Source organism: Kribbella sp. VKM Ac-2566 (assembly GCF_004366005.1).
Lineage (GTDB): Bacteria > Actinomycetota > Actinomycetes > Propionibacteriales > Kribbellaceae > Kribbella > Kribbella pratensis.
In genome coordinates, this window is sequence record NZ_SODT01000010.1 from 878,478 (window position 1) to 899,060 (window position 20,583).

The 20,583-nt window shown below is 69.6% G+C and carries 16 protein-coding genes; all 16 read right to left on the reverse strand.

Features of this window, described 5'->3' with window-relative positions; all coding sequences use genetic code 11:
• Positions 1-3: 3 nt before the first annotated feature.
• The 16 genes from EV647_RS22450 to EV647_RS22525 all read right to left on the reverse strand — a co-directional run bounded on the left by EV647_RS22450 (position 4) and on the right by EV647_RS22525 (position 20,508).
• Entirely contained in the window at positions 4-1,047 is a 1,044-nt protein-coding gene (locus tag EV647_RS22450; protein WP_134005856.1) for a DUF6177 family protein, read from the reverse strand.
• Entirely contained in the window at positions 1,040-1,426 is a 387-nt protein-coding gene (locus EV647_RS22455; protein WP_134005857.1) for a hypothetical protein, read from the reverse strand. The genes EV647_RS22450 and EV647_RS22455 overlap by 8 nt, the downstream gene beginning before the upstream one ends.
• Positions 1,423-5,427: a type VII secretion protein EccCa gene (eccCa, locus tag EV647_RS22460; RefSeq protein WP_134005858.1), complete on the reverse strand. Its 4,005-nt coding sequence runs from the start codon at positions 5,425-5,427 to the stop codon at positions 1,423-1,425. Before eccCa ends, EV647_RS22455 begins: the two co-directional genes overlap by 4 nt.
• A gap of 28 nt (positions 5,428-5,455) precedes the next feature.
• A complete protein-coding gene (locus tag EV647_RS22465; RefSeq protein ID WP_134005859.1) occupies positions 5,456-5,773 on the reverse strand; it encodes a hypothetical protein in 318 nt (105 codons plus the stop codon).
• Positions 5,774-5,779: 6 nt separating this feature from the next.
• On the reverse strand, positions 5,780-6,322 hold the full coding sequence (locus tag EV647_RS22470) for a YrhB domain-containing protein (protein WP_134005860.1): 543 nt from the start codon (positions 6,320-6,322) through the stop codon (positions 5,780-5,782).
• Positions 6,309-13,073: a toxin glutamine deamidase domain-containing protein gene (locus EV647_RS22475; RefSeq protein WP_134005861.1), complete on the reverse strand. Its 6,765-nt coding sequence runs from the start codon at positions 13,071-13,073 to the stop codon at positions 6,309-6,311. The genes EV647_RS22470 and EV647_RS22475 overlap by 14 nt, the downstream gene beginning before the upstream one ends.
• On the reverse strand, positions 13,073-13,594 hold the full coding sequence (locus EV647_RS22480) for a DUF6507 family protein (RefSeq protein ID WP_134005862.1): 522 nt from the start codon (positions 13,592-13,594) through the stop codon (positions 13,073-13,075). The genes EV647_RS22475 and EV647_RS22480 overlap by 1 nt, the downstream gene beginning before the upstream one ends.
• A gap of 9 nt (positions 13,595-13,603) precedes the next feature.
• Positions 13,604-13,909: a hypothetical protein gene (locus EV647_RS22485; RefSeq protein WP_134005863.1), complete on the reverse strand. Its 306-nt coding sequence runs from the start codon at positions 13,907-13,909 to the stop codon at positions 13,604-13,606.
• A gap of 30 nt (positions 13,910-13,939) precedes the next feature.
• Positions 13,940-14,290 (reverse strand): hypothetical protein, encoded by a 351-nt coding sequence (locus EV647_RS22490; protein ID WP_238177337.1) that lies wholly within the window; start codon positions 14,288-14,290, stop codon positions 13,940-13,942.
• A 92-nt stretch (positions 14,291-14,382) separates the two neighbouring features.
• Positions 14,383-15,330, reverse strand: a complete 948-nt coding sequence (locus EV647_RS22495; protein ID WP_134005865.1) for a helix-turn-helix transcriptional regulator — start codon at positions 15,328-15,330, stop codon at positions 14,383-14,385.
• A gap of 19 nt (positions 15,331-15,349) precedes the next feature.
• Entirely contained in the window at positions 15,350-16,261 is a 912-nt protein-coding gene (locus tag EV647_RS22500) for a M23 family metallopeptidase (protein ID WP_238177338.1), read from the reverse strand.
• Between the two features lie 269 nt (positions 16,262-16,530).
• Entirely contained in the window at positions 16,531-17,394 is an 864-nt protein-coding gene (locus tag EV647_RS22505) for a S1C family serine protease (RefSeq protein ID WP_134005868.1), read from the reverse strand.
• Positions 17,395-17,406: 12 nt separating this feature from the next.
• A complete protein-coding gene (locus EV647_RS22510) occupies positions 17,407-18,345 on the reverse strand; it encodes a VWA domain-containing protein (protein ID WP_134005870.1) in 939 nt (312 codons plus the stop codon).
• Entirely contained in the window at positions 18,342-19,271 is a 930-nt protein-coding gene (locus tag EV647_RS22515) for a DUF58 domain-containing protein (RefSeq protein WP_134005872.1), read from the reverse strand. The genes EV647_RS22510 and EV647_RS22515 overlap by 4 nt, the downstream gene beginning before the upstream one ends.
• Positions 19,268-20,254: a MoxR family ATPase gene (locus EV647_RS22520; RefSeq protein ID WP_134005874.1), complete on the reverse strand. Its 987-nt coding sequence runs from the start codon at positions 20,252-20,254 to the stop codon at positions 19,268-19,270. Before EV647_RS22520 ends, EV647_RS22515 begins: the two co-directional genes overlap by 4 nt.
• The gene (locus EV647_RS22525) at positions 20,251-20,508 is read right to left on the reverse strand and encodes a hypothetical protein (protein WP_134005876.1); all 258 of its coding nucleotides are present in this window, start codon (positions 20,506-20,508) and stop codon (positions 20,251-20,253) included. Before EV647_RS22525 ends, EV647_RS22520 begins: the two co-directional genes overlap by 4 nt.
• Between the last annotated feature and the right edge of the window lie 75 nt (positions 20,509-20,583).

Consider the following 20,583-nt stretch of genomic DNA (forward strand, 5'->3'; position numbering starts at 1 on the left):
AACTCATCCTTCTCTGCTAGTACCGGCCCTGCTTGTTCCGGAGATGACGCTGCGCAGCAGGTCGCCGAGTCGCTCCCAGTCCGGCAGCCGCGTGCCGTCACCGAGCCCGTACCAGGCCGCCGGACGCGAGGCCGGTCCGATCGGGACGGGCTTGGTTGTCGCGCCGATCCGCGCCTCCTGCGGACCGATCGCGAGACCGATCGGCGCGGGAAATCCGGTGAAGTGCGGGTACGACGTGGTGTCGGCGGCCGCACCCGCCGCGCTCACCAGCACTGTCACCAGCTCCACCTCTTCGGCGAGCCGCCCGATCACGTCCCGGACCGTGTCGGCGTCGGGCGGTTCGAGTCCCGGCTGTGCGACCGCGAGCATCACGGTCTCCTCGATGCCGGCCGGCCGGCTGCTGATCACGGCGGATCCGGTCGCGGGCCGGACTCCATCGGTCGATGCGCCGACCACGGTGAGGAGCGAAGGTCTCGGAGACCGGCGATGGCAGTACGCCGTCAGCGAGGCACTGGCCTCGGTGTTCCACGGACGGTTCACCGGCTCCTCGGTACCCCAGCCGATCGGCGGCGCGCCGGTCAGCTCGGTGAACAGCAACTCGGTGGCCCGGCCAACGATCGTGCTGTCCAATGCCGGGTAGCGGACGCGCGCGAGCACCTGAAGGTTCGCGCGGACATCGAGCTGCTGAGGATCGGCCGTCCACGCAGTGGCCAGTTCCCCGCGGCCGTCGGTCCCTGCGACCGGGGCGAACTTCTTCCCGTCCCAGCTCAGTTTCACACCCGTCAGCCCGTCGTACGCCTCGTCACCGCCGGCGGCCTGCACCACCCAGCGGGTGTTCCGTCCCGAGAACAGGCGGGTCCGTGCCGGATAGCTGAGCCGGACGCCGGCGGGGGTCACCAATTGGACGCCGCGGCCCTCACGTTCGGCGGCGGCCACCGTATCGAGCAACCAGGCGGAGAGGCCGACGACCGGGCGGTCCTGCATCATCACGGCGACTTCGTCGGTGATGAGGTCCAGGCCGGGGCTGTAGTCCAGTGCGTTAGGCATGCTCGGCTCCATTCCGGGTCGCGGCGGCGGGCGGCGGTGCCCAGATCCGGCCGCCGGCGCGCTCGACGAGCTGCTCGGCGTACCGCCACGCCAGCCGCGAGCCGGCGTCGTGCGTCGCGGCGCGGATCTCCACCCACCAGGTCGGCGTCGGTACGTCGGCGTACGCGGCCCCGAACTGCCGCATCGGCTCGCCCGGCACCTGGATGTACATCGGGGTGTCGATCGACACCAGCGGTACCTCGTTCTCGTCGCAGAGCTGGATCACCATGCCGCCCGACACCGCCCGGACCCGATGCTCGGTGCCGGTGGCCGCGAGCGACGCGAGCACGTCCTCGTCCGACGGCATCCGCTCCAGCAGCGCCACCACGTCGTACGTCACGATGAACCTCCATGTCTGAGCGGACCGTTGCCGTCGGCAAGCGCTGTTTGGATCAGCACCGGGCTGTCCCCGCGCCGGACGAACAGTCCCCGTCCGGCCGGGTAGCTGTCCGGCCGGGCGCCGGTGAAGATCTGGCCTTCGCCGCGGTCGCCGGCCATCACCAGGCCGGCGCAACCGGACTCGAGCACGGCCTGCAGGAACGGTTCGTACATCGAGCGGGACGCGCCCGAGGCACGTCGTACGACGACGAAATGCAGTTTGAGATCGCGACCGGACGCGACGTACGGCAGCAACGGTTCGAGCGGCGACTGGCCGCCGGTGGTGAGCAGGTCGTAGTCGTCGACCACGACAACGATCCGCGGTCCGGTGCCGGCCGGCGTACCGGAGTCGTGGGGCATCCGCCGCTCCAGCTCCTCGGCGATCGCGCTCGCCAGCCCGGCGGCTTGCCGGATGTTGGTGGCGTGGCCGCCGATGTAGTCCTCGGGCAGCGACTTCACCACGTCGGTCAGGGAGCGCCTGGGATCCATCACCCCGAACACGAGCTCCGAGGACGCGGCGTACCGGTCGGCGAGCTGCTGCATCACCAGCCGGAGCAGGTTCGTCTTGCCGCACTCGTTGTCGCCGAAGGCAACCAAATTGCCGTCGTCGCCGGACAGGTCGAGCAGCACCGGCGCCAGCCCGGCCTCGTCCAGCCCGATCGGCACCCGCTCCGGCTCGGTCACCGAGCTCGGCAGCGCCCGACGTCCGACCTGGAACGGCAGCACCCTGACCTGCGGCGCGAGCGCTCCGCTCCAGGCGGACCTGATCGCGACCGACTGTGCCTCGAGGACCTGGCTGAGGCGATCGTCGTCGACGTGGCCGTCGACGCGTGGCAGCGCGACCTGGGCGAACAGCTTGCCTTGCGGCGTGAGCAACCGCCCGGGCGGGGCGCTGCGCATCGTCTTCTGCAGGCGCGTGTCGATCATGGAGTCGGACGGATCGTTCAACCTTAGCTCGAGCACCGTGCCGAACAGCGACTGCAACTGGATCCGTACGTCGTTCCAACGCAGCATGGCCGCCACCACGTGAACGCCGTACCCGCTGCCACGCTGGAGGATGTCCGCGATCGGCTCGTCGATCTCGTCGAACTGCGTCCGGATCGCGCCGAAGTTGTCGACCAGCAGCACCACGTCCGCACAGGGCAGCTCGGGGACCTCGCCCGCCCCATGGAGTTCGCGCAGGGTCTCCATGGTGTCGATCCCGCGGTCGCGGAAAACGCGTTCGCGGTGGTCGATCATGCCCCGGATCTCCTCCAGCGTCCGGCGCAGCCGGTTCCGGTCGGTGCGGATCGCGATCCCGCCGACGTGCGGCAGATCGCGCAGCGGCTGCAGCCCGCCGCCGGCCAGGTCGAGGCCGTAGATCGCCACTTCTGCAGGGGTGTGGCTGTGGGCGAGGGCGGTCACGATCGTGCGGATCGTGGTGGTCTTGCCGGACTGCGGACCGCCGATCAGCGCGCAGTGCCCGCCGGCCGCAGTCAGGTCTAGTCGCAGCACTTCCTGCCGTTGCCTGCGTGGGTCGTCGAGCACCCCGATCGGCGGCGCCAGCTGCGGCGACCCGGCCGGGAACTGCAGTCCCCGCGGACCTGGCCTCGGGTCGCCCGCGAGCTGGTCCAGTGTGCAGGCAACCGGCAGCGGCGGCAGCCAGATCTGGCTGACTTTCTTGGCCGCCGGTTTGATCTGGCCGACGAACATGTCCAGCACGGTCGGGCCGGTTGTGCGCTCGGTGGCGCCGTCATCGTCGTCGGCTGCCGGCGCAAGTGCTGCGAGGTCCTGCTGGTACGGCGTGAGCAGGTACGGCCGGACTACTGGGCCTGGTTTCTGCGGCTCGTGGTCGATCCGACCGGTGTACGGGCCGGAGACGTACGCCGCCTTGAAGCGCTGGTACACCGAGACGTCCACCTTGAGGTAGCCGAACCCCGGCAGCGGTGGCAGGTGGAAGGCGTCGGTGGTGTCCAGGACCGAGCGGCTCTCGTCCTCGGAGAACGTGCGCAAGCCCAACCGGTACGACAGGTAGGTCTCCAGCCCGCGCAGCTGACCGCTCTCGATCCGCTGGCTGGACAGCAGCAGATGGACGCCGATCGATCGTCCGATCCGGCCGATCGACAAGAACAGGTCGATGAAGTCGGGCCGTACGGTCAGCAGTTCGCCGAACTCGTCGATGATCACGAACAGGTGCGGTAACGGATCCAGTTCAGGCCGCTGCTGCCGGAGCAGCCGGTAATCGGTGATGTTCGCGATGTTCCCGGCATCCCGCAGTACCCGCTGGCGGCGCTGGACCTCACCGGCCAGGCTCGCGTACGCCCGTTCGGTCATCGTCGGGTCGTCGACCAGGTTGGTGATGATGCCGGCGACATGCGGTACGCCGTCGAACGGAGCGAAGGTCGCGCCGCCCTTGTAGTCGATCAGGACCATCGCCAGGTCCTCCGGACTGTGCGTCGCGAGCAGCCCGAGCACCAACGTACGCAGCAGCTCGGACTTGCCCGATCCGGTGGCGCCGACGCACAGACCGTGCGGGCCCATCCCGAGCTGGGCGGACTCCTTCAGGTCCAGCATCACCGGGGCACCGGCCTGGTCGAGACCGATCGGGACCCGCAGGAAGTTGCGCTCGCTCCGGGCGGACCACATCCTCGCCCGGTCGGGCCGGCCCGGGTCGTCGATGCCGAGCATGCCCATGACGTCGATGTCGGACGTGTACGCGTCCTCCTCGGCCGACTCCTTCGACAGCCGCAGCGGCGCCAGCCTCCGCGCGATCCCCTCGGCGACGGCAGCGGCAGTGCGGTCGGGCTGGCCGGTGGCGACCAGTGGCTGAGCGCCCCGGAGATCCTCGACGACCACCTCGTCGCCTTGGACCGAGATCCGGACCGCGACGTTGCTGGGTTCCTGGGTCCGGTCGGCGACCAGGTGCAGAACAGTCAGGCCGAGTGCCGCCGTGTCCTGGCTCTCGCCCGGTGCGCGGACCTCGGCACTGACCTGCCCGTAGGTGTCGTGGAGCACCAAGAGACGCTGGGTCAGCCGGCGGCTGTCGAGCTGGCCCATCGACCCGCGGCGGGCCTCACTCGCCCATTTCGTCCGCTCCGCCAGGTCGTTCGCGATCAGGCCGGCCAGCTCGACCGGTGACGGCGCGATCCTGCGGAACGGGTGCGGGCCGTCCTGGCGTTCCGGATCCAGCACGTGCGGCAACCAGCTCAGCCATTCCCAGTCCTGCATCGCCGCGGGCGGGAAACACGCCGCCAGTTCGACGTCCTCCGGCGCGTGGAACACCGCGGTCTGCAGCACCAGCGACCGGGCCACGTTCACCACGCCGTCACGATCGCCGACGATGCTGACGTTGCCGACCTGGTCCATCGGCACGGTGAGGGGCATCTCCGGCATCAGCGCAAAACGGCGTACGACGGCCTGCGCTTCCGCCATCATGAACGGATCGGGCGGATCCATGGTGGCACCGGGGGTCTGCGTCACGGTGGCCGGGCCGACCGGGATCCGGCCGGTGCCGCAGCGGACTTTGAGGAAATCCGAGTCGGTACGGCGGCGTTCCCACAACCGCGCCGGGTCGCGCGCGCAGTCGACCAGGGCGTCGCTCGGCGGGTCCAGGAGGCCGGCTTCCGAACGTACCGTCCGCTCGGTCCTGGCGAACTCGTCGCGCAGGCGCTCCAGGTAGTCGAGGTACCGCTCGCGCTGCTTACGCCTGTCCCGGCCGGCACGACCGCGCTGTGACATCGCCGAGCCGAGTACGCCCGCGAGCGTGGCCACGAGCATCGCCGCGCCCACCACCATGAACAAGGTGCTCCGCGTGACCGCCATCATGCCGACCGAGCCGAGTACGCCGGTGATCGGCAGCAGGGCCTGCATCGCCCCGCCACCGCCGCCGGCCTGGCCGAGCGTCGGCGGCGCCTCGATCACCTTCGGCGGCTGCTCGCCGAGATGCCGGGTGCTCCGCGCCGGGCGGTGCACGAGGGTAGACACGGGGATCTCCTTCCGGGAGATATGGCGCTCAGCGCGTTTGGGTTGGGCTCGCCGTGGGTCGTCTGGTTGACGGCGTTCCTGATGAGGTTGGTGACGGGCTCGGGGCCACCGTCTGGGTCGGCTGGTTCTGCTGCTGTTTCTCCTTGGCCAGCTCGCGATCGATGAACGACCAGCCGACGCACCCGGCGCAGATCACGGCGGCCAGCGCGACACTGGCGAACAACTTGCCGACGCCCTCGTCCAGGCTGTGCCGCGCCCGGTCGGCCCCGAACAGAGCGGCCTCACGGAGCCGCTGCCGCCGTACGCTGACCGACTCGATGACCTGGTTGTTGTACTCCCGAGGCACGGCCGGTCACCCCGTCCCGCCGGCCGCGGCCAGCGCCTCGTCGACGGACGTCCGGCTCGGGTGGAACTCGTGAACCGTGCCGTCCCCGACCAGGAACATCGTGTCGGTGAACCCAGGCATCTCGAACAGCCACCAGCCCTGGACCTCGCGACGGCGCCAGGTCGCCAGGTCGGCCGCCGTCACCGGATCCGGACGTGCCGGTGACTGCACGGTCAGCCAGGCAGCGAGCTTCGTCGCCGGCTCTGCGCCGGGATCCACGTGCTCCAAGCCGCGTTCGGCCGCATACGCCGTGAGTTGCTCGTCGTACGGCGTAGCACTGCCGAGCATCCAGCTGTCGCGGGTCGCCTTCACGACCACGATCGGACCGCCGCCGACGGGTGGCCTGCCCTGACCGGTGTCGAACCACTGCGCTGTCGACCAGGCGAAGACCCACGCCCAGCCGACATCCGCGACCTGCTCGTCATTCGTTGCCAACCGCAACGGTTCGCCCGGCGACTCCATGCTCTCCAGGAACGCGGCTGCGACTGCGCGCGCTTCACTCAGCTCCATGCGACTGTCCTTCGTTGCTTCCGTAGTTCGTCCGCAGGAACTCGAGCCCGGCGCCGAACCGTTCGAGCCGTGCCCAGGTGCGCTGTTGCGGGTCGACGAAGTACACGCGGTCGTGGCGATTGACGACCATGAACACGTGTCCCGACGTCGGGATCCCGAGAAACGAGCGATAACCACACACCAGGCCACGGGCCCCGTCACCGGCGTGATAGATCTCCTGGGCGATCTCCTCGAAATCACCGACCTCGCGGAAGGTCGCGTACGGCACACCGACCCGCTGCGCCATCCGCAGCCGCTGACTCCCCTCGAGCTCCCACGGCTCAACCATCACCGCCGAAGACGGCTGCCCCCGCAAGGTCAACTCCGCCGCGATCACCGAAGCCTCACAGTTCTGCCACTTCCTCCGGGCCGGCAACCCCGGCCGATCCGGATTGATCTCGACCAACTCCGGGAACAACCGCTCGAAGTCCACCCCACGCCCATTACCTCTATGCACCTGAGGCACCGCGCCACGCACCCCGGCCCCGGGCAACTTGTTGTGCACCTCCGGCATCGGGTTGGGCGCCTCGGGCAACTTGTTGTGCGCCGTCGGCTGCGGGTCGGGGAGCTGGTTGTACGTCGACGTACCGGTTGGCTCGAACTGCTCGACGCTGCCGTCCGGGTGCCGTAGTACGGCGCCGCCGGTGTGGTCGAACGTTGCGCGCCCACCGTCCCAGACGGTCCGACCGGTCCGCGGGTCGACAACCTCGTACCGCACCCTGAGCGCACCCGGCTCCGCGCCCGGCACAGACGGCATGAGCTCGGCCCGCACCTCGTGCCCGGACGCGATCCACCTGTCCCACTCGTCGCCCATCCGCTCCCAGGCAGCCGGGTTCACCCGCACCTCGCGCGGCACCAGTCGATCCACCGCAGACCAAGGCACATGCCGGCCCCACGGATCGGCGCCCACCGCCTCCCGCGCAGTCACCGACAACCTCGGCGCCCCACCCTCCGGTACGCGAGCCCGAAACTCGTTCCGCCCCAACCGCCCAACAGCCCCAGCCTCCCCAGGCCCCTCAGATCCAACGACCGAACCCGAAGCCACAACATCCCCACCAGAACCAACCCGCTGGCGCGAGGACCCACCATCACCACCCACCGAACCAACCGGCAGCCGCGACGGCTCGCCTCCGCCACCACCGGATCCAACCGACCGGCGCAAAGACTCACCATCACCACCCACCGAACCAACCGGCAGCCGTGACGGATCCCCACCACCGGATCCAACCGACCGGCGCAAAGACTCACCATCACCACCCACCAAACCAACCGGCCGCCGTGACGGCTCCCCACCACCGGATCCAACCGGCTGGTGCGGCGAGCTGCCGTCGCCACTCGCCGAGCCAACCGCCGGGCGCGGTGTCTCGTGCTCGCCTGGCCCGGAGTTGGCCTGTGGGTGCTGGGGTTCGCCGGCTTGCTGTGTGTTTCCTGGTGTCGTCGGGCGTTCCGGCCGCGGGTAGCGATAGTCGATCAACTGCGAGTCGTCGGGCAGCGGCCCGAGTTCGCTCCACCGACCATCGGCGCCGGGCGTCAACCACCGCTCACCCGGTCGCCGCATCGCCACCTCGATCGACCGAAGCGCCCGGGTCCGCGGCGGCCACGGACCGGTCACCGGCGCGTGCTCGTCGTACAGCCGTTGATTCCTGTCCCACCACCGAACCCGCCCGCCTCGGTCGACGAACGCACCGAAGGCGTGCCCGCTGCCCTCATGCCAATCGACGCCGATATAGACCACGGTCCCCGGCGGACTCCCGCGCAACGACCGCTCCAACTGCTGGTAGGCGTCGGCGGTGAACTGCTCCGGCGTACCGAGCCGCGGGTCATGCAATCGATGCGCCGGTCGGCCGCCGAACCACTCCCACATCTCCGACCGCGGCTCTCCCGTACCGAATGCGTTGCCGACGGCAAGTCGCGGCTCGCCACCGTTCATCATGTCGGCGAACACCCGGAACGCTTCGGCACAAGCCGTCCGCGTAGCGAGCGCGTCGGACGACCCGTCGTCGAGGATGCTCGACCACTCGTCGACCCGCGCCAGCCGATCGCCGGCCGAAGCCGCCCGGAGCCGGTCCAGCTTCCGGCCGTCCGGATCCGGGTTCTCCCACAACACGGGCCGAACGTCCGACCGCGGCTCCCCCGGATTCCCGGTGCGCTGCCGATCCGACCGCAACGACTCAATCAACTTCTCATCACCCGGCCGCCACTTGGCAGCCCGACCGACATCCGGCTCCCCACCACGCCGCGCCGGATCCCCACCACGCCGCGCCGGATCCCCACCACGCCGCGCCGAGTCCCCACCACGCCGCGCCGGATCCCCACCGCGCTGCGCCGGATCCCCACGGCGCTGCGCCGACTCCCCACCACGTTGGGCCGAGTCCCCACCATGGCGACCCGCTTCCGCACCACGTTGACTCGCTTCTTCGCCACGCTCCCCGCGCCGTCCTACCCCTCCCGGCGCCTCAGAACGCCCCTGCGTACGTCGCCCCTTGCCCCCGTCCTCCCCAAGGAGCCGACGCGCAATCTCCCCCAGCCCTTCGTCATCCGCGCCACGCCGATCCTGCTCACCATGCCCCGGCTCGTCCGCACGCCCCGGCCCGTCCGCACCCCCGGGCTCGTCCGCACGCCCGGGCCCGTTCGCACCTCCAGGCCCGTCCGCATTCCCGGGCTCTCCCGCACGCCCCGGCTCTCCCGCACGCGCCCGCTCTTGCCCCGCACGCCGCGGCTCGTCCCCCCGCCCCGACCGCTGCGCATGCTCCGGCTGCACCACGTGCTTGGGCTGCTCGGCATGACGACCCGGATCCTCCGACCTCTCAGACCCGTCCTTCGCAGGACGGGCACTCGAGTCGTCGTCCTCCGACAGCCTCCGCCCGATCTCGGCAAAACCACCGTCGTCGTCGCCGTGCCCCGATCCGTCGCCACGACGCGGCGCGACATGATCCGGATCCGCACCAGGCCACTGGTGCCCCTCCGACTGCCCCGGCCGATCAGCACGATGCAGTCCATCGGTGTGAGTCGGCTTGCCGACGTGAGACGGCTCGCCGACGTGAGACGGCTCGCTCGCGTGAGACGGCTGGGGGTGTTGGACCGTGCCGTCTTCTCGTACGACGTGTACTGGGGGGCGGTCTCCTTCGGGTAGGTGGTGGGTGATTTCTGTGGCCGAGCGGGACGGCAGGCCTCCGGTCGGCGTACGGCCGTGTTCCGTCCCGAGTGCCCGGCCCAACGCCGTACCCGGGTCCCCCGTGACCCGTCCGCGGATGTCGCGTCCGCTGCGGGACGCGTGCCGGACCAGCTCGCGTACGCCGGCTTCCACCGAACCGTGCGACGGCGTGCCGCCGAGCCGCAGCTCCTCGATCTCGACGTGCGTTGGCGTGTCTCGGATCGCCAGCACCGACGCCGGGCGGCCGTGCCGGTCGTACGAGACGAAGGTCCGGCCCCCCGCCGGCACGTTGACGCCGTTGCCGTCGCCGAGATCGACGTGCGCGTCGGCGTCGGTGTCGTTCTCGACGACCTCGACGCGGCCGCCCTCACGGCGGAACTCGTCGGCAGCGCGCGACAGTCTGTTCGCGGTCGCACCCGGGTCGATGCCGTACGGCGAACCTTCCGTACGGCGTGCGTGCAGTTCCGCGAAATCCCGGCGTACCAGATCCAACGTCTGAGGGTCGAACATCGACTCCGCCCGCCGCGCGATCTGCTGCACGTCGGACGGCGACCATTCGGACAGGCCGCTGCCGGGCATCCGGTCCGTACGACGGCCGATCTTGTGGTGGAAGTCGTGCGCATCGGCGAGCGGCATCTCCGACGTGACCGCGAGACCGCCGTTGTCCGCGGCGTACCGCGCGACGAAGTGCTCGACCGCGGTCGCCGCGCCCTTCAAGCCGGTGTGCGCGCTGCCGAGTTTGCTGAGCTGGACCTCACCATGGCGTACGTCGAGGGAGATCGCGGACACGATCCGGTCGCCGACGCTCGCGACCACGGCGTGCGGATGCGATCCGTCGAGGGCTTCGGACAGGTACTCGCGGCCCTTGCGCTGACGCTCCGGCAGGTCGCCGGTGTCCAGCCCGCGGCGGGCTTGCTCAGCGAACCTCTTGTACCGCTCGCTGCCGCGATCGAGCAGCTCGACCCTTGCACCCGGGTGCTCGTAGAACCTCTGCACCCGCTCACCGATGAACCGCAACGCCTTCTCGGGCACGCCGTTCCCGACATTGCGATCCACGCTCCGGTCGGGGTCGGGACTGCGATCCGCGCTCGCGTCGGGGTCGGGACTGCGATCCGCGCTCGCGTCGGGGTCGGGACTGCGATCCGCGCTCGCGTCGGGGTCGGGATTGCGATCCGCGGTCCGGTCGGCGTCGTGGTCCGCGCTTCGGTCGCGGTGGTGTGGGTCGTCGACCGGCGAACCACCCTGGCTCGAGCGGGCCACACGACCCGTGTCGACGCCGGCCGTCGCGGCAACCGGCGCGAACGGCGCAGGCTCGGGATACATAGTCTTGCCCGGCTCCGACGTGTGATCCGGCCGATCCGTTTGGTCCGGTCGATCCGGGCGATCCGTGTGATCCGGGTGCTCCGGCCGAGTTGGGCGATCAGTGTGATCCGGGTGCTCCGGCCGGTTGGGGCGGTCCGGGTGGGTCGGGCGATCCGTGTGATCCGGCCGGTTGGGGCGGTCCGGGTGGGTCGGACGGTCCGTGTGCTCCGGACGGTCTGGACGGGTCGGACGATCTGTGTGGTCCGGGTGGTTGGGGTGGTCCGGGCGTGTGTGTTCGCGGGGTGTGGTGGGGGTTTCGGGGCGGCGTTTGGTTCGGTTGGGTTTGCCGTCGTCGTTCGGGTGAGTCTGGTCCGGGCCGTCGTCGGGGCGGGTGTGGGTGGACGGCACGTCGCCGCCGTGCCGGGAACCCACCGACGCGGGCGGGTCGACTCTGCCTGCCGGAATCGGAGTCGGGTTGCCGATCGGGGGCGGCGTACCCTCGCGACCGGGCTGCTCCGGCCTGCCGGACTGCCCGGGTTCGCTGGGCCGGCGCGGCTCGTTCGGTCGGCCTTGCGGCTCGTGGCGGCCGTCGGGGCGCTCCCTCGGGTCGACCGTGGTCGGCTTCCCCTCGATCTCTTCGCGCCCGCGCCGGTCCCCCGGCTCGCCCCGACCCGGGTCGCCGGTGTGGCGCGAATCGACAGTCTGGCGTGGGTCAACCGTCTGCCGGGGATCAACTGGATTGCGAGGATCGACAGGATGACGCGGGTCGACAGGGTGACGTGGATCGACGGTCTGCCGCGGGTCCACCAACTGGCGCGGGTCAACCGTCTGGCGCGGATCGACCGGATGATGTGGGTCGACCGTCTCACGCGGGTCAACCGGATGACGTGGGTCAACTGTCCCACGTGGATCGACCGTTCCAGGGGGATTGACGGGCTGGTGGGGGTCGATGGGGTGGCGGGGGTTGGTTGGGTTGTGGGGGATGTGGTGGGGGTCGGTGATGTGGACCTGGGGTAGTTCGGGGGTCAGGGTCTTGGTGAGAGGTACGCCGCGTTCGATGCGTACTGTTTCGCCCACGATCGGGATGTGAGAGATGCCCTTCAGCACATCGCCGAGGACCGGGAGTTTGGTGGCGCCGCGGATCGCCGAGGCGCGGATGTTCGCCTTGAAGTCCAGGTACGTGCCGGCGTGATCGACGATCTTGCCGATCGCCGGCACCTTGCTCGCGAGCCCCGCGAACCGGCCCACCTTCGTCGCGAGCGTCGCGAGCTTGCCCACCCCAGGGACGAAGCCCAGTACGCCGGCCACCGCACGCGCCTGGTTACCGGAGTTCCAGTCCTCGCGGATGTCGTCGATCTGCGAGGCGAACCTGGAGTCCATCTCCTTGCCGAAGTTCTCCGGCGTGACCAGGTCGATCGCGTCGCCGACGCCGGGAATGGCGTGCAGCAAGGACACGAAGTCCATCGCGGCCTCGCCCCAGGCGTCGAACGTCTGGTACATGTCGGCCGGCGGGTGCCCGAACATCGAGTCGACGTGGAACCACTCCCGGGCCGCCCATTGCACGCCGAACATCACCGTCAGCGCGTCCACGGCGTCGACGGCGAAATCGCCGACGTCCATGATCCACGGCTTGTCCCAGTCCTCGTACCCGCCCCACGGCGGGTAGACCGGATCCTCGTTGTGGACCAGCACCTTCGGGCCGGTCCGCATCGGCATCCCCGGCTGCCAGTTCCGGTCGAGCGTCTCCGGGTTCCAGCCCGCTCCGCCGTACAACGCCTCGATCTTGTTGGCGCACTTGACCTGACAGTCGAGGATCGCCAGGACGAGGTTGCCCATCTCCTCGCCCAACCGGTTGTTGTCGGCAATGATGTTCTCGTAGTCGTTCCAGTCCTCGCCCTCGGACGTGACCTCGCGGTCGATGACCTCGAGGAACGTGTACGCCTCCCGCTTGGTGCGCTCGAGCCGCTCGTGCAGCGGCCGGACCTCCCGCACGTACGCCTGGATCGCGTCACCGGCGTCCTTGATCGCGTTCCCGACCCGGGCGCATTCGTTGTACGCCGGGTTGATGGTGCACATCAGCTGGTACGCCTCCGGAGCGACGTACACGCCCTGCAACTGCCAGAAGTTCCGGCTGACGGCCGCGCCGGTGTCGGTGATGAACTGCCCGACGTCCGACAGATTCCTGCCGTTGGACTCGACGTAGTCGAGGTTGCCGGGGATCAGGTCCGGTACACCGTCGGGATTGACCAGTGGCATCAGGCAGCTCCGCCCGGGGTCTTGCCGGAGTCCACCGTCGATGTGGCCCCGGTACCGGTGTACGGCTCGGTCGGGCCCAACTCCTCCCCACCAAGACCGCCGGACTTCTCGAACTTGCCCGCACCGGTGGAGGGAGCCTCAGGCTCCGGGCGCTCCGCCTCCCGCGACTTCATCTGCTCCTCCGACTTGCGCTGCGCTACCTCGGACTCCCGGTCGAACACACCGTTCGCGGCCCGCTGCGCGTTCAGCGCCATCTCCTGATGCCCGTCCAGGTAGGCGATCGTGGCGTCCTTGGCCCCGGTCATCGACGCGATGATCTGCGCCGCGATCGCGTTGAACGATCCGTTGTAGGCGATCGCGAACCCGTTCAGCGCGTCGGCGATCAGGCCGCCGGCGTTACCGGCCACACCCCCCAGGTACGAGCCGTAGTTCCCGGCGTACGTCTCGAGCTTCAGAGCCTCGTCGTACGTCGCCTGCAGCACCCGGCTGACCCCTTCCGGGTCGATGTCCCAGTCCGTCATGGCCCTCGGTCAGTGCGGGATCTGGTTGACGGCAGCGCTGGCCTTCTTCAGCGCGGCCTCCGCCGTACGGTCGTTGGCCTGCAACGTGTCGGTCAGCAGCTTGATGATCGCCCGGACGTCCTCGGCGGCCTTGCTGAACTCCGACTCGATACCGCGGTACTCCTCGGTCACGTTCGTCATCGACGCGTCGGACAGCAACGCCTGCACCGATCGCTCGTGCTGGCCGATCAGCGAGTTGATCTGCCCCGACAGCTGCTTGATCCGGATCTGTACCTCTTCGGAGGCGCCGATGTCGTAACTGTTGCGCTCGTTCATGTCCCCAAGCTCTCCTCGTCGCGATCAGCGTCAGCGGCCGCGGAACCGGCGGGCGGCGGCCGACTGTCCCTCGGCGCTGCCCATGTTCTGCTTGGCCGTGGTCACCTGCTCGTTCTGCGCGGTGTTCATCGCGGTCCCGACGCCGTGCTGGCCGACGGCCAGGTGCGCCATCCCCGCGTTCAGGCTCGCGGCGACGCTGTCGACGTTCTGCTTGAAGGCGTCGAACTGCTTCTTGCCCTCACCGCCGAACTTCCCCTCCAGCGGGGCGGCGGCTTCCACGAGCTGCTTGACCAGTCCGCCCAGGTCCTGCGCCCGCCCGGCGGTGCCCTTGGCCGCCTGGTCGAAAGCGCCCTGACTCATGTCCCATCGCTGACCAGCCATCTTGTCGGTTCCTCCTGAGCCCGTTCGGCGTTCACAGTCGCCCCAGGGTTCCCGACCCCGCTTTCAAATCGCTTTCATCGGGCGCCAGGTGATCACGGCAGGTCGGAGAGCTGGTCACCTAGGGGCGTGCGTTCGTAGACGACGGTTCGGCCACTGCGGCGTGCCCGGACCAGGCCCTGTGCGGCCATTGCGCGGAGTGCCTGGTTCGCAGCCGATGGGGATACGCCGAACCTGTCCGCCAGTGCGGTCGTCGACTGGCCGGCGCCGATGGCCCGGAGATAGCGAAGGCGGTGCGGGCTGAGCAAGCCCGCACCGCCCGGCGGGACGGTCGCGTCGGACCACATCGCCCGCTGGTCGGTGGCGCGGTAGATCACCATCGGGTCCGAGTCGGTCAGCGGCGTGGAGCTGCTCAGCGTGAACAGTGACGGTACGACGAACAACGGCCGCCCGCGCGTGTGGAGGGTGAGGTCGTCGTGACCGTTCAGGATCTGGGCTGTGATGGACGTCGGGTCGGCGTGAACGCCCGGCCCGCAACGGTTCAGGGTGGCGATCACCCCGTCGGCCGCCAGCGATCTGGCGCGGACCGCGACATCGGCGTCGAGGACCGCGCGCATCCGCGGCCAATGCGGCCGAAACGCCAGCCGCCAGTACGCCGCCAGCGCATCCGCCAGCCGCTCGCCGAAGGATCGCCCGCTCGATCCCAGTCGACGGGGTACGCCGCCGACCGCGAACTCGATGTCCGCGCCGAGCGTGCGCAGGTCCTGGTCCCGCAGGTAGGCGAGCTGGGCGCCGATGGTCAGCGGTACGCCTACCCGCGGATTGAACAGGTCGGGGGTGTCGAAGTTCGGGCCGATCAGCCCGCTCAGCACATCGAGCGGAAGTTGGTCGCGGACCCGGCACGCGGCGGCGTACCAGGGAGCCTGGAGCGGGTAGCTGGTGGGCGACCGCAGCGCGCGCAGCGAGTTGCCGAGCTCAGTGAGTGGCGAGACCGCGAAGCGCACCAGTCCGTAGTCGCCAGGCTCCAGCTGATAGCGCGCCACGGCCGATTGTAAGCACGGGTCAGCTGGTGCGGTTGTAGATCGCGGTGCCCGGGCAGGCAGTGACACCGAGGCGAGTCGCGCAGCCGGTGTACTGGCTCGAGCCGTTCCACCAGGTCCAGCCGCCGATGGTACGGCCGTGCAACCAGGTGTACGTGCCGTTGTAGTTGGCGTCGTACGTCCGCAGACTCCAGTGCACATGGTCGCCCGTCGCGGAGCCACCGGCGCAGACGTCTCGGCCGATGTTGCCCAGCAGCGCGCTCGTCCCGACCGGGGTCGCGTTGTAGTAGGTGGCGTTGTACATGTGGTAGTAGTCCGTCGAGAAGCCGTTCGGGTGGATCACTCGCGTCCAGCCACCACCGGCACCGCACATCGATGTGGCCGTGCCGTCGCGGGAGGAGCGAACCCGCCCGCTGGCGTTGCCGCCGGCAAGGTCCAAGCTGCTCCAGTAGCCGTTCACGCCGTCGCTGGCGTGGGGGCCACCCGTCACGGTCATGTAGTAGTCCGGCATCCACGGCAGCAACAACCCACCGGTGTTCGCGGTGGTAGCCGTGGTAGACATCGTCGTCGCGGTCTCGTGTTTCGCGTACGCCGTCATGGTCCGACGCTCTGCGGCGCCGACGAGCGGGGACTTCGCGACATGGTCAGCGAACTCGCTGTCACCCTCGACTCCGCTGACCCAGTGACCGTCGAGGTAGCGAGCGATGTACAGCCAGCCCTCCGGATGAGCGCCCTCGGTGGCGGGAGCCTCGACGTACGCGACACCCCGCGCCCAGCCAGGCGCGGCCGACCTGACATCGACGACGACCTTCCGGCCCTGGGCGGCAAGCTTGCCGAGGGCAACGGACGGGGCGAGACCGCGGCCGTCCTGGGAGCGGCCCAGCGCGTCGGCGGCGACCGCGTCGACCAGAGTCCGGCCGGAGGTACCGAGCACGCTCGCAACCTCAGCAGGCAGCCTCACCTCGGCCAGTGCCGGACTCGGGTTCGCATCGGCGGAGCGGGGTGCCGCTGACGCCGTGGGCGCAACAGCGAAGACGGTTGCCGCGGCCAACGCAGCGGCGGATGTTCTCACGGACAGTTTCGAGGGCATGGGCGGAACCCTTCTGTTCGAACTGACGAATGCCGCGAGTGTGACAGAGCCCCCCGCCCGCCAGGAGAACATGAAGCCAAAGCCTTAATCAGCGGGTTGGCCAGATCTGGTCGTCAGTCGAGGAGGGTTTTGACGATGGTGGTCATTCGGTCGACCGGGATGGCGAAGCCGATGCCTATGTTGCCGGAGCGGGTGGTGCCCAGGGTGGCTATTGCGGTGTTGACGCCGACTACCTGGCCGGCGGCGTTGACGAGTGGGCCGCCGGAGTTGCCGGGGTTGATGGCGGCGTCGGTCTGAATGGCGGACTGGCGGGTGCTGTTGTCGCCGAAGCGGGCCTGGCGGTTGACGGCGCTGACGATGCCGGCGGTCACCGTTCCTTCCAGGCCGAGTGGGGATCCGACGGCCAGCACCTGGTCGCCGACCCGGAGTTGCGCGGACCGGCCGAGCGTGAGCGCGCGCAGTCCCGCGGCGTCGGTGGTCGAGACCTGGAGTACGGCGAGGTCGTTGTCCTCGTCGGCGCCGACGACGCGGGCGTCGACCGTACGGCCGTTCAACAGGACCAATGAGACATCACTCGCTCCTTCCACGACATGAGCGTTGGTCACCACGTGGCCTTGCTGGTCGATCGCGAAGCCGGAGCCGGTTGCGCGGCCCGCGCGTACTGAGACGACTCCTGGCAGGACGCTCGCGGCGGCTGCGGTGATGGATCCCTGGGCGGCTGCTGCCGGTGGAGCTGCCTGCTGGAGGTCCACAACCGGGTCTCGGGCACCTGTGACGGCACCTGCTACTCCCCCGGCGGCGATGGAGAGTGCGAGCGTGCCGACGACGAACGCGGCACGTCGGCGAACCGGAGTGCGTGTGACCGTCACCCCGGCCTGAGGTTGCCGGGTGAAGCTGGTAAGTGGGCCGGGGGTGGTGGGTGGTGGGCCGGGGATGTAGTCGGGGCCGCGGAAGGGGTGGCCGAGGTGGGGAGGCATGTCAGCTCCTGATCACGGGAGGCGGGAGAACCAGAGCAGCGAGGCCAAAGCGGCCAGGAGCGCCGCGGCGAGGGCGACGCCCGCGACCAGGTTGGTGATCTCGCGGGGTTCGGTGGTCCAGCCGATGGAGGACTGCAGGTCGGAGTACACGTCGCGCAACTGCTCGTCGTTCTCGGCCTCGTAGAACGACCCGCTGGTCGCGTCCGCGAGACCCTTCAACGCCTCGGTGTCAGCAGGAACCGCGACGTCACGCCCTTCCAGGTTCACAGTCCCCTCAGGCGTCCCGTACGCGATCGTCGACACCGGTACGCCGGCCTGCGCGGCAGCCGCAGCCGCCTCGTCGACCGGGCTGCCCGCGGTGTTGCCGCCGTCGGACAGCAGCACGATCCGGCTCGGCGGCGGATCGTCCGGGTCGATCGATCGCACCGCCTGCAGGCTGGTGAGTACGGCGTCCCCGATCGCGGTCGAGTCGCGCAACTGCAGACTGTTGATCGCGTCCACCGTCGCCTGATGATTCGTACTGGGCGCCGACACCACGGTCGCCGTCCGCGCGAACGACACCAGCCCGACGTTGAACTTCTCCGGCAGCTCCCGCACGAACTCGACCGCTGCCTGCTTGGCGGTCTCGAACCGGTTCGGTGCGACATCGGTCGCCGCCATCGAGTTCGAGATGTCCATCGCCACCAGCACGGTGGCGCGCTCGCGCGGGACCCGGATGTCCGCGACCGGCCGAGCGATCGCGATCGTCAGCACAGTCAGTGCGGCGAGGAAGGCCGCGGCCGGCGCGTGCCGGCGCCAGCCGGGCCGTACCGGGGCGACCTTCTCCAGCATCGGAAGGGTCGCGAAGCGGACGGCGTACTTCGTCCTGCGTCGCTGGGCGATCAGGTACGCCGCCACGAGCGCGGCGACCAGCACCAGGAGCCACAGCCACAGCGGTTGCTCGAATCTCATCTGGTCCTCACAGCATTCGGGTTGCGCCGTACGCCGGCCCGGCGCCGAGCGGTGGTGAAGGCGGCGACGTCGCGGACCCAGTCGGTGTCGGTGCGCAGTACGAGATGTGCCGCACCGGCGGCGCGGATGGCCTGGGCGGTCTGTTCACGGTGCGCGGCCATCGCGTCGGCGTACCGGCGACGGAGTTTGCGGCTCGCGGTCTGGATCTCCCGGCGGCGGCCGGTCTCCGGGTCCACCAGCGTGAGCAGCCCGACCTCGGGAAGCTCGAGCTCGCGCGGGTCGAGAACCTCGACGGCGATCACCTCATGGCGTGCGGCCAATCGGCGCATTGGATCTGCCCAGCCGTCCTCGTGGAAGTCCGAGACGATCACGCGCAAGCCGGGGCGTGTGTGTTCGCGGTCGAGTCGACTGATCGCCTTGCCGAGATCAGTGCTCGGAAACGCGCCAGGTGTTGCTCGGGGCAACGACAACAGAGTGCGGAGCGTACGGCGAAGCTGGACGGCGCCACCGGCCGCCGGAAGGCGGCGCAGGTCGTTGCCCAGGGCAATCCGTACGCCGAGCCGGTTGCCGGGGCGGTCGGACAGCAGACCGACCGCTCCGACGACAGCGATCGCCACGTCACGCTTCTCGCTCAGCGCGGTCCCGAAGTCCATGCTCGCCGAAGCGTCCAGCAACGCCCACGTTTCCAGTTCCCGCTCCGCGAGGGGTGCTCGCACATGCGGTTCCAGGGAGCGAGCGGTCACGTTCCAGTCCATCCGCCGTACGTCGTCCTGGCCTGCCTGGTACGGACGCGCTTCGTTGGGTTCGCTGCCGGGACCGCTCCGCAGACCGGTGATCTCGCCGTGCAGGAAGCCTTCCAGCTTGCGCTTCACCGTCAGCTCGAGTGCGTGCAACGCCCGCTCCCGCCCGGCCAGCAGGTCGGTCATGCCGCGGACCCTTGAGCATCGTCGGCCGGCACCACGTGCGGCTGTTCGATGGTGTGCAGGATCCGTGCGACGACCGACCGCGGATCGACCCCGTCCGCCAGCGCGTCGAACGTGAGCACCAACCGGTGCGATATCACGTCGAGCGCAACGTCGTACACGTCGGCCGGCAACACATAATCCCGACCCCGCAGCAACGCCAACGCCCGGCCGGCCGCGACCAGTCCCAGCGTGGCACGAGGACTCGCGCCGAACTCCAGTACGCCGGCCAGGTCCTGGATCCCGTACTGCGACGGCACCCGGGTCGCGTGCACCAGGCGTACGACGTACTCCGCGACCGCGTTGTGGACGAACACGTCGTCCGTTGCCTCCTGCAACTGTGCGACCTGCTCCGGAGTGAGTACGGCGTTCGCGTGCGGCCGATGTGCGCTCATCCGCTGGAGAATCGTCAGCTCCTCCAACGGCGTCGGGTAGTCGACCGTGATCTTCAGCAGGAACCGGTCCCGCTGCGCCTCGGGCAACGCGTACACACCGTCGGACTCGATCGGGTTCTGGGTCGCGAGCACCAGAAAGGGTTCCGGCAGCGGGTACGACGTACCGCCGATGCTGACCTGGTGTTCGGCCATCGCCTCGAGCAACGCGGACTGCACCTTGGCCGGTGCACGGTTGATCTCGTCCGCGAGCACCAGATTGGCGAACACGGGACCGAGCTCGGTGTCGAATCCTTCCGTGGACGGCCGCCAGATCCGCGTGCCCATGATGTCGCCGGGCACCAGGTCCGGGGTGAACTGCAGCCGCGAGAACTGCCCGCCGATCACCTCCGCCAGCGTGCGGACCGCGAGCGTCTTGGCGACTCCCGGTACGCCTTCCAGCAGGCAGTGGCCGCGGGCCAGCAACCCGACGAGCATCCGCTCGACCAAGTGGTCCTGCCCGACGACGACCCGCTTCACCTCGAACAAGGCATGTTCGAGAGTCGCGGCATTCATGCGTTTCCAGCCGGTTTCTGCTCGGATGGCTGCTCGGATGGCTGCTCGGATGGCTGTGCGGTGCCCCCGCCGTTCTTCTCCGGGCAGTCGCGCGAAGGCGACGGCGACGGCGTGGTCGCGCCGTCTTCGACTGTCACGTAACCCTGCTCCGGGACGGCGGGGTCGTTTCCGGCGGCGTACGCGATCCCGCCGGCACCGAGCGCCGCGACCGCCACCGCGCTGCCGAGGACCAGTCGTTTCATGGGGAGTTTCATCACGATCTCCTTCGACTCGATTGGCCACAGCTCATCAAGAAGCCACGAAAACGACCGGAAAGCCGACCGAAAGCC

What these genes read in the sequence shown, in the direction of transcription:
- EV647_RS22470 (WP_134005860.1), bottom strand. Translation starts at nt 6,322, where the DNA reads ATGGAGCTGAGTGAAGCGCGCGCAGTCGCAGCCGCGTTCCTGGAGAGC.
- EV647_RS22510 (WP_134005870.1), bottom strand. Translation starts at nt 18,345, where the DNA reads ATGAGATTCGAGCAACCGCTGTGGCTGTGGCTCCTGGTGCTGGTCGCC.
- EV647_RS22480 (WP_134005862.1), bottom strand. Translation starts at nt 13,594, where the DNA reads ATGACGGACTGGGACATCGACCCGGAAGGGGTCAGCCGGGTGCTGCAG.
- EV647_RS22515 (WP_134005872.1), bottom strand. Translation starts at nt 19,271, where the DNA reads ATGACCGACCTGCTGGCCGGGCGGGAGCGGGCGTTGCACGCACTCGAG.
- EV647_RS22490 (WP_238177337.1), bottom strand. Translation starts at nt 14,290, where the DNA reads ATGGCTGGTCAGCGATGGGACATGAGTCAGGGCGCTTTCGACCAGGCG.
- EV647_RS22520 (WP_134005874.1), bottom strand. Translation starts at nt 20,254, where the DNA reads ATGAATGCCGCGACTCTCGAACATGCCTTGTTCGAGGTGAAGCGGGTC.
- EV647_RS22475 (WP_134005861.1), bottom strand. Translation starts at nt 13,073, where the DNA reads ATGCCACTGGTCAATCCCGACGGTGTACCGGACCTGATCCCCGGCAAC.
- EV647_RS22505 (WP_134005868.1), bottom strand. Translation starts at nt 17,394, where the DNA reads ATGCCTCCCCACCTCGGCCACCCCTTCCGCGGCCCCGACTACATCCCC.
- EV647_RS22450 (WP_134005856.1), bottom strand. Translation starts at nt 1,047, where the DNA reads ATGCCTAACGCACTGGACTACAGCCCCGGCCTGGACCTCATCACCGAC.
- EV647_RS22525 (WP_134005876.1), bottom strand. Translation starts at nt 20,508, where the DNA reads ATGAAACTCCCCATGAAACGACTGGTCCTCGGCAGCGCGGTGGCGGTC.
- EV647_RS22485 (WP_134005863.1), bottom strand. Translation starts at nt 13,909, where the DNA reads ATGAACGAGCGCAACAGTTACGACATCGGCGCCTCCGAAGAGGTACAG.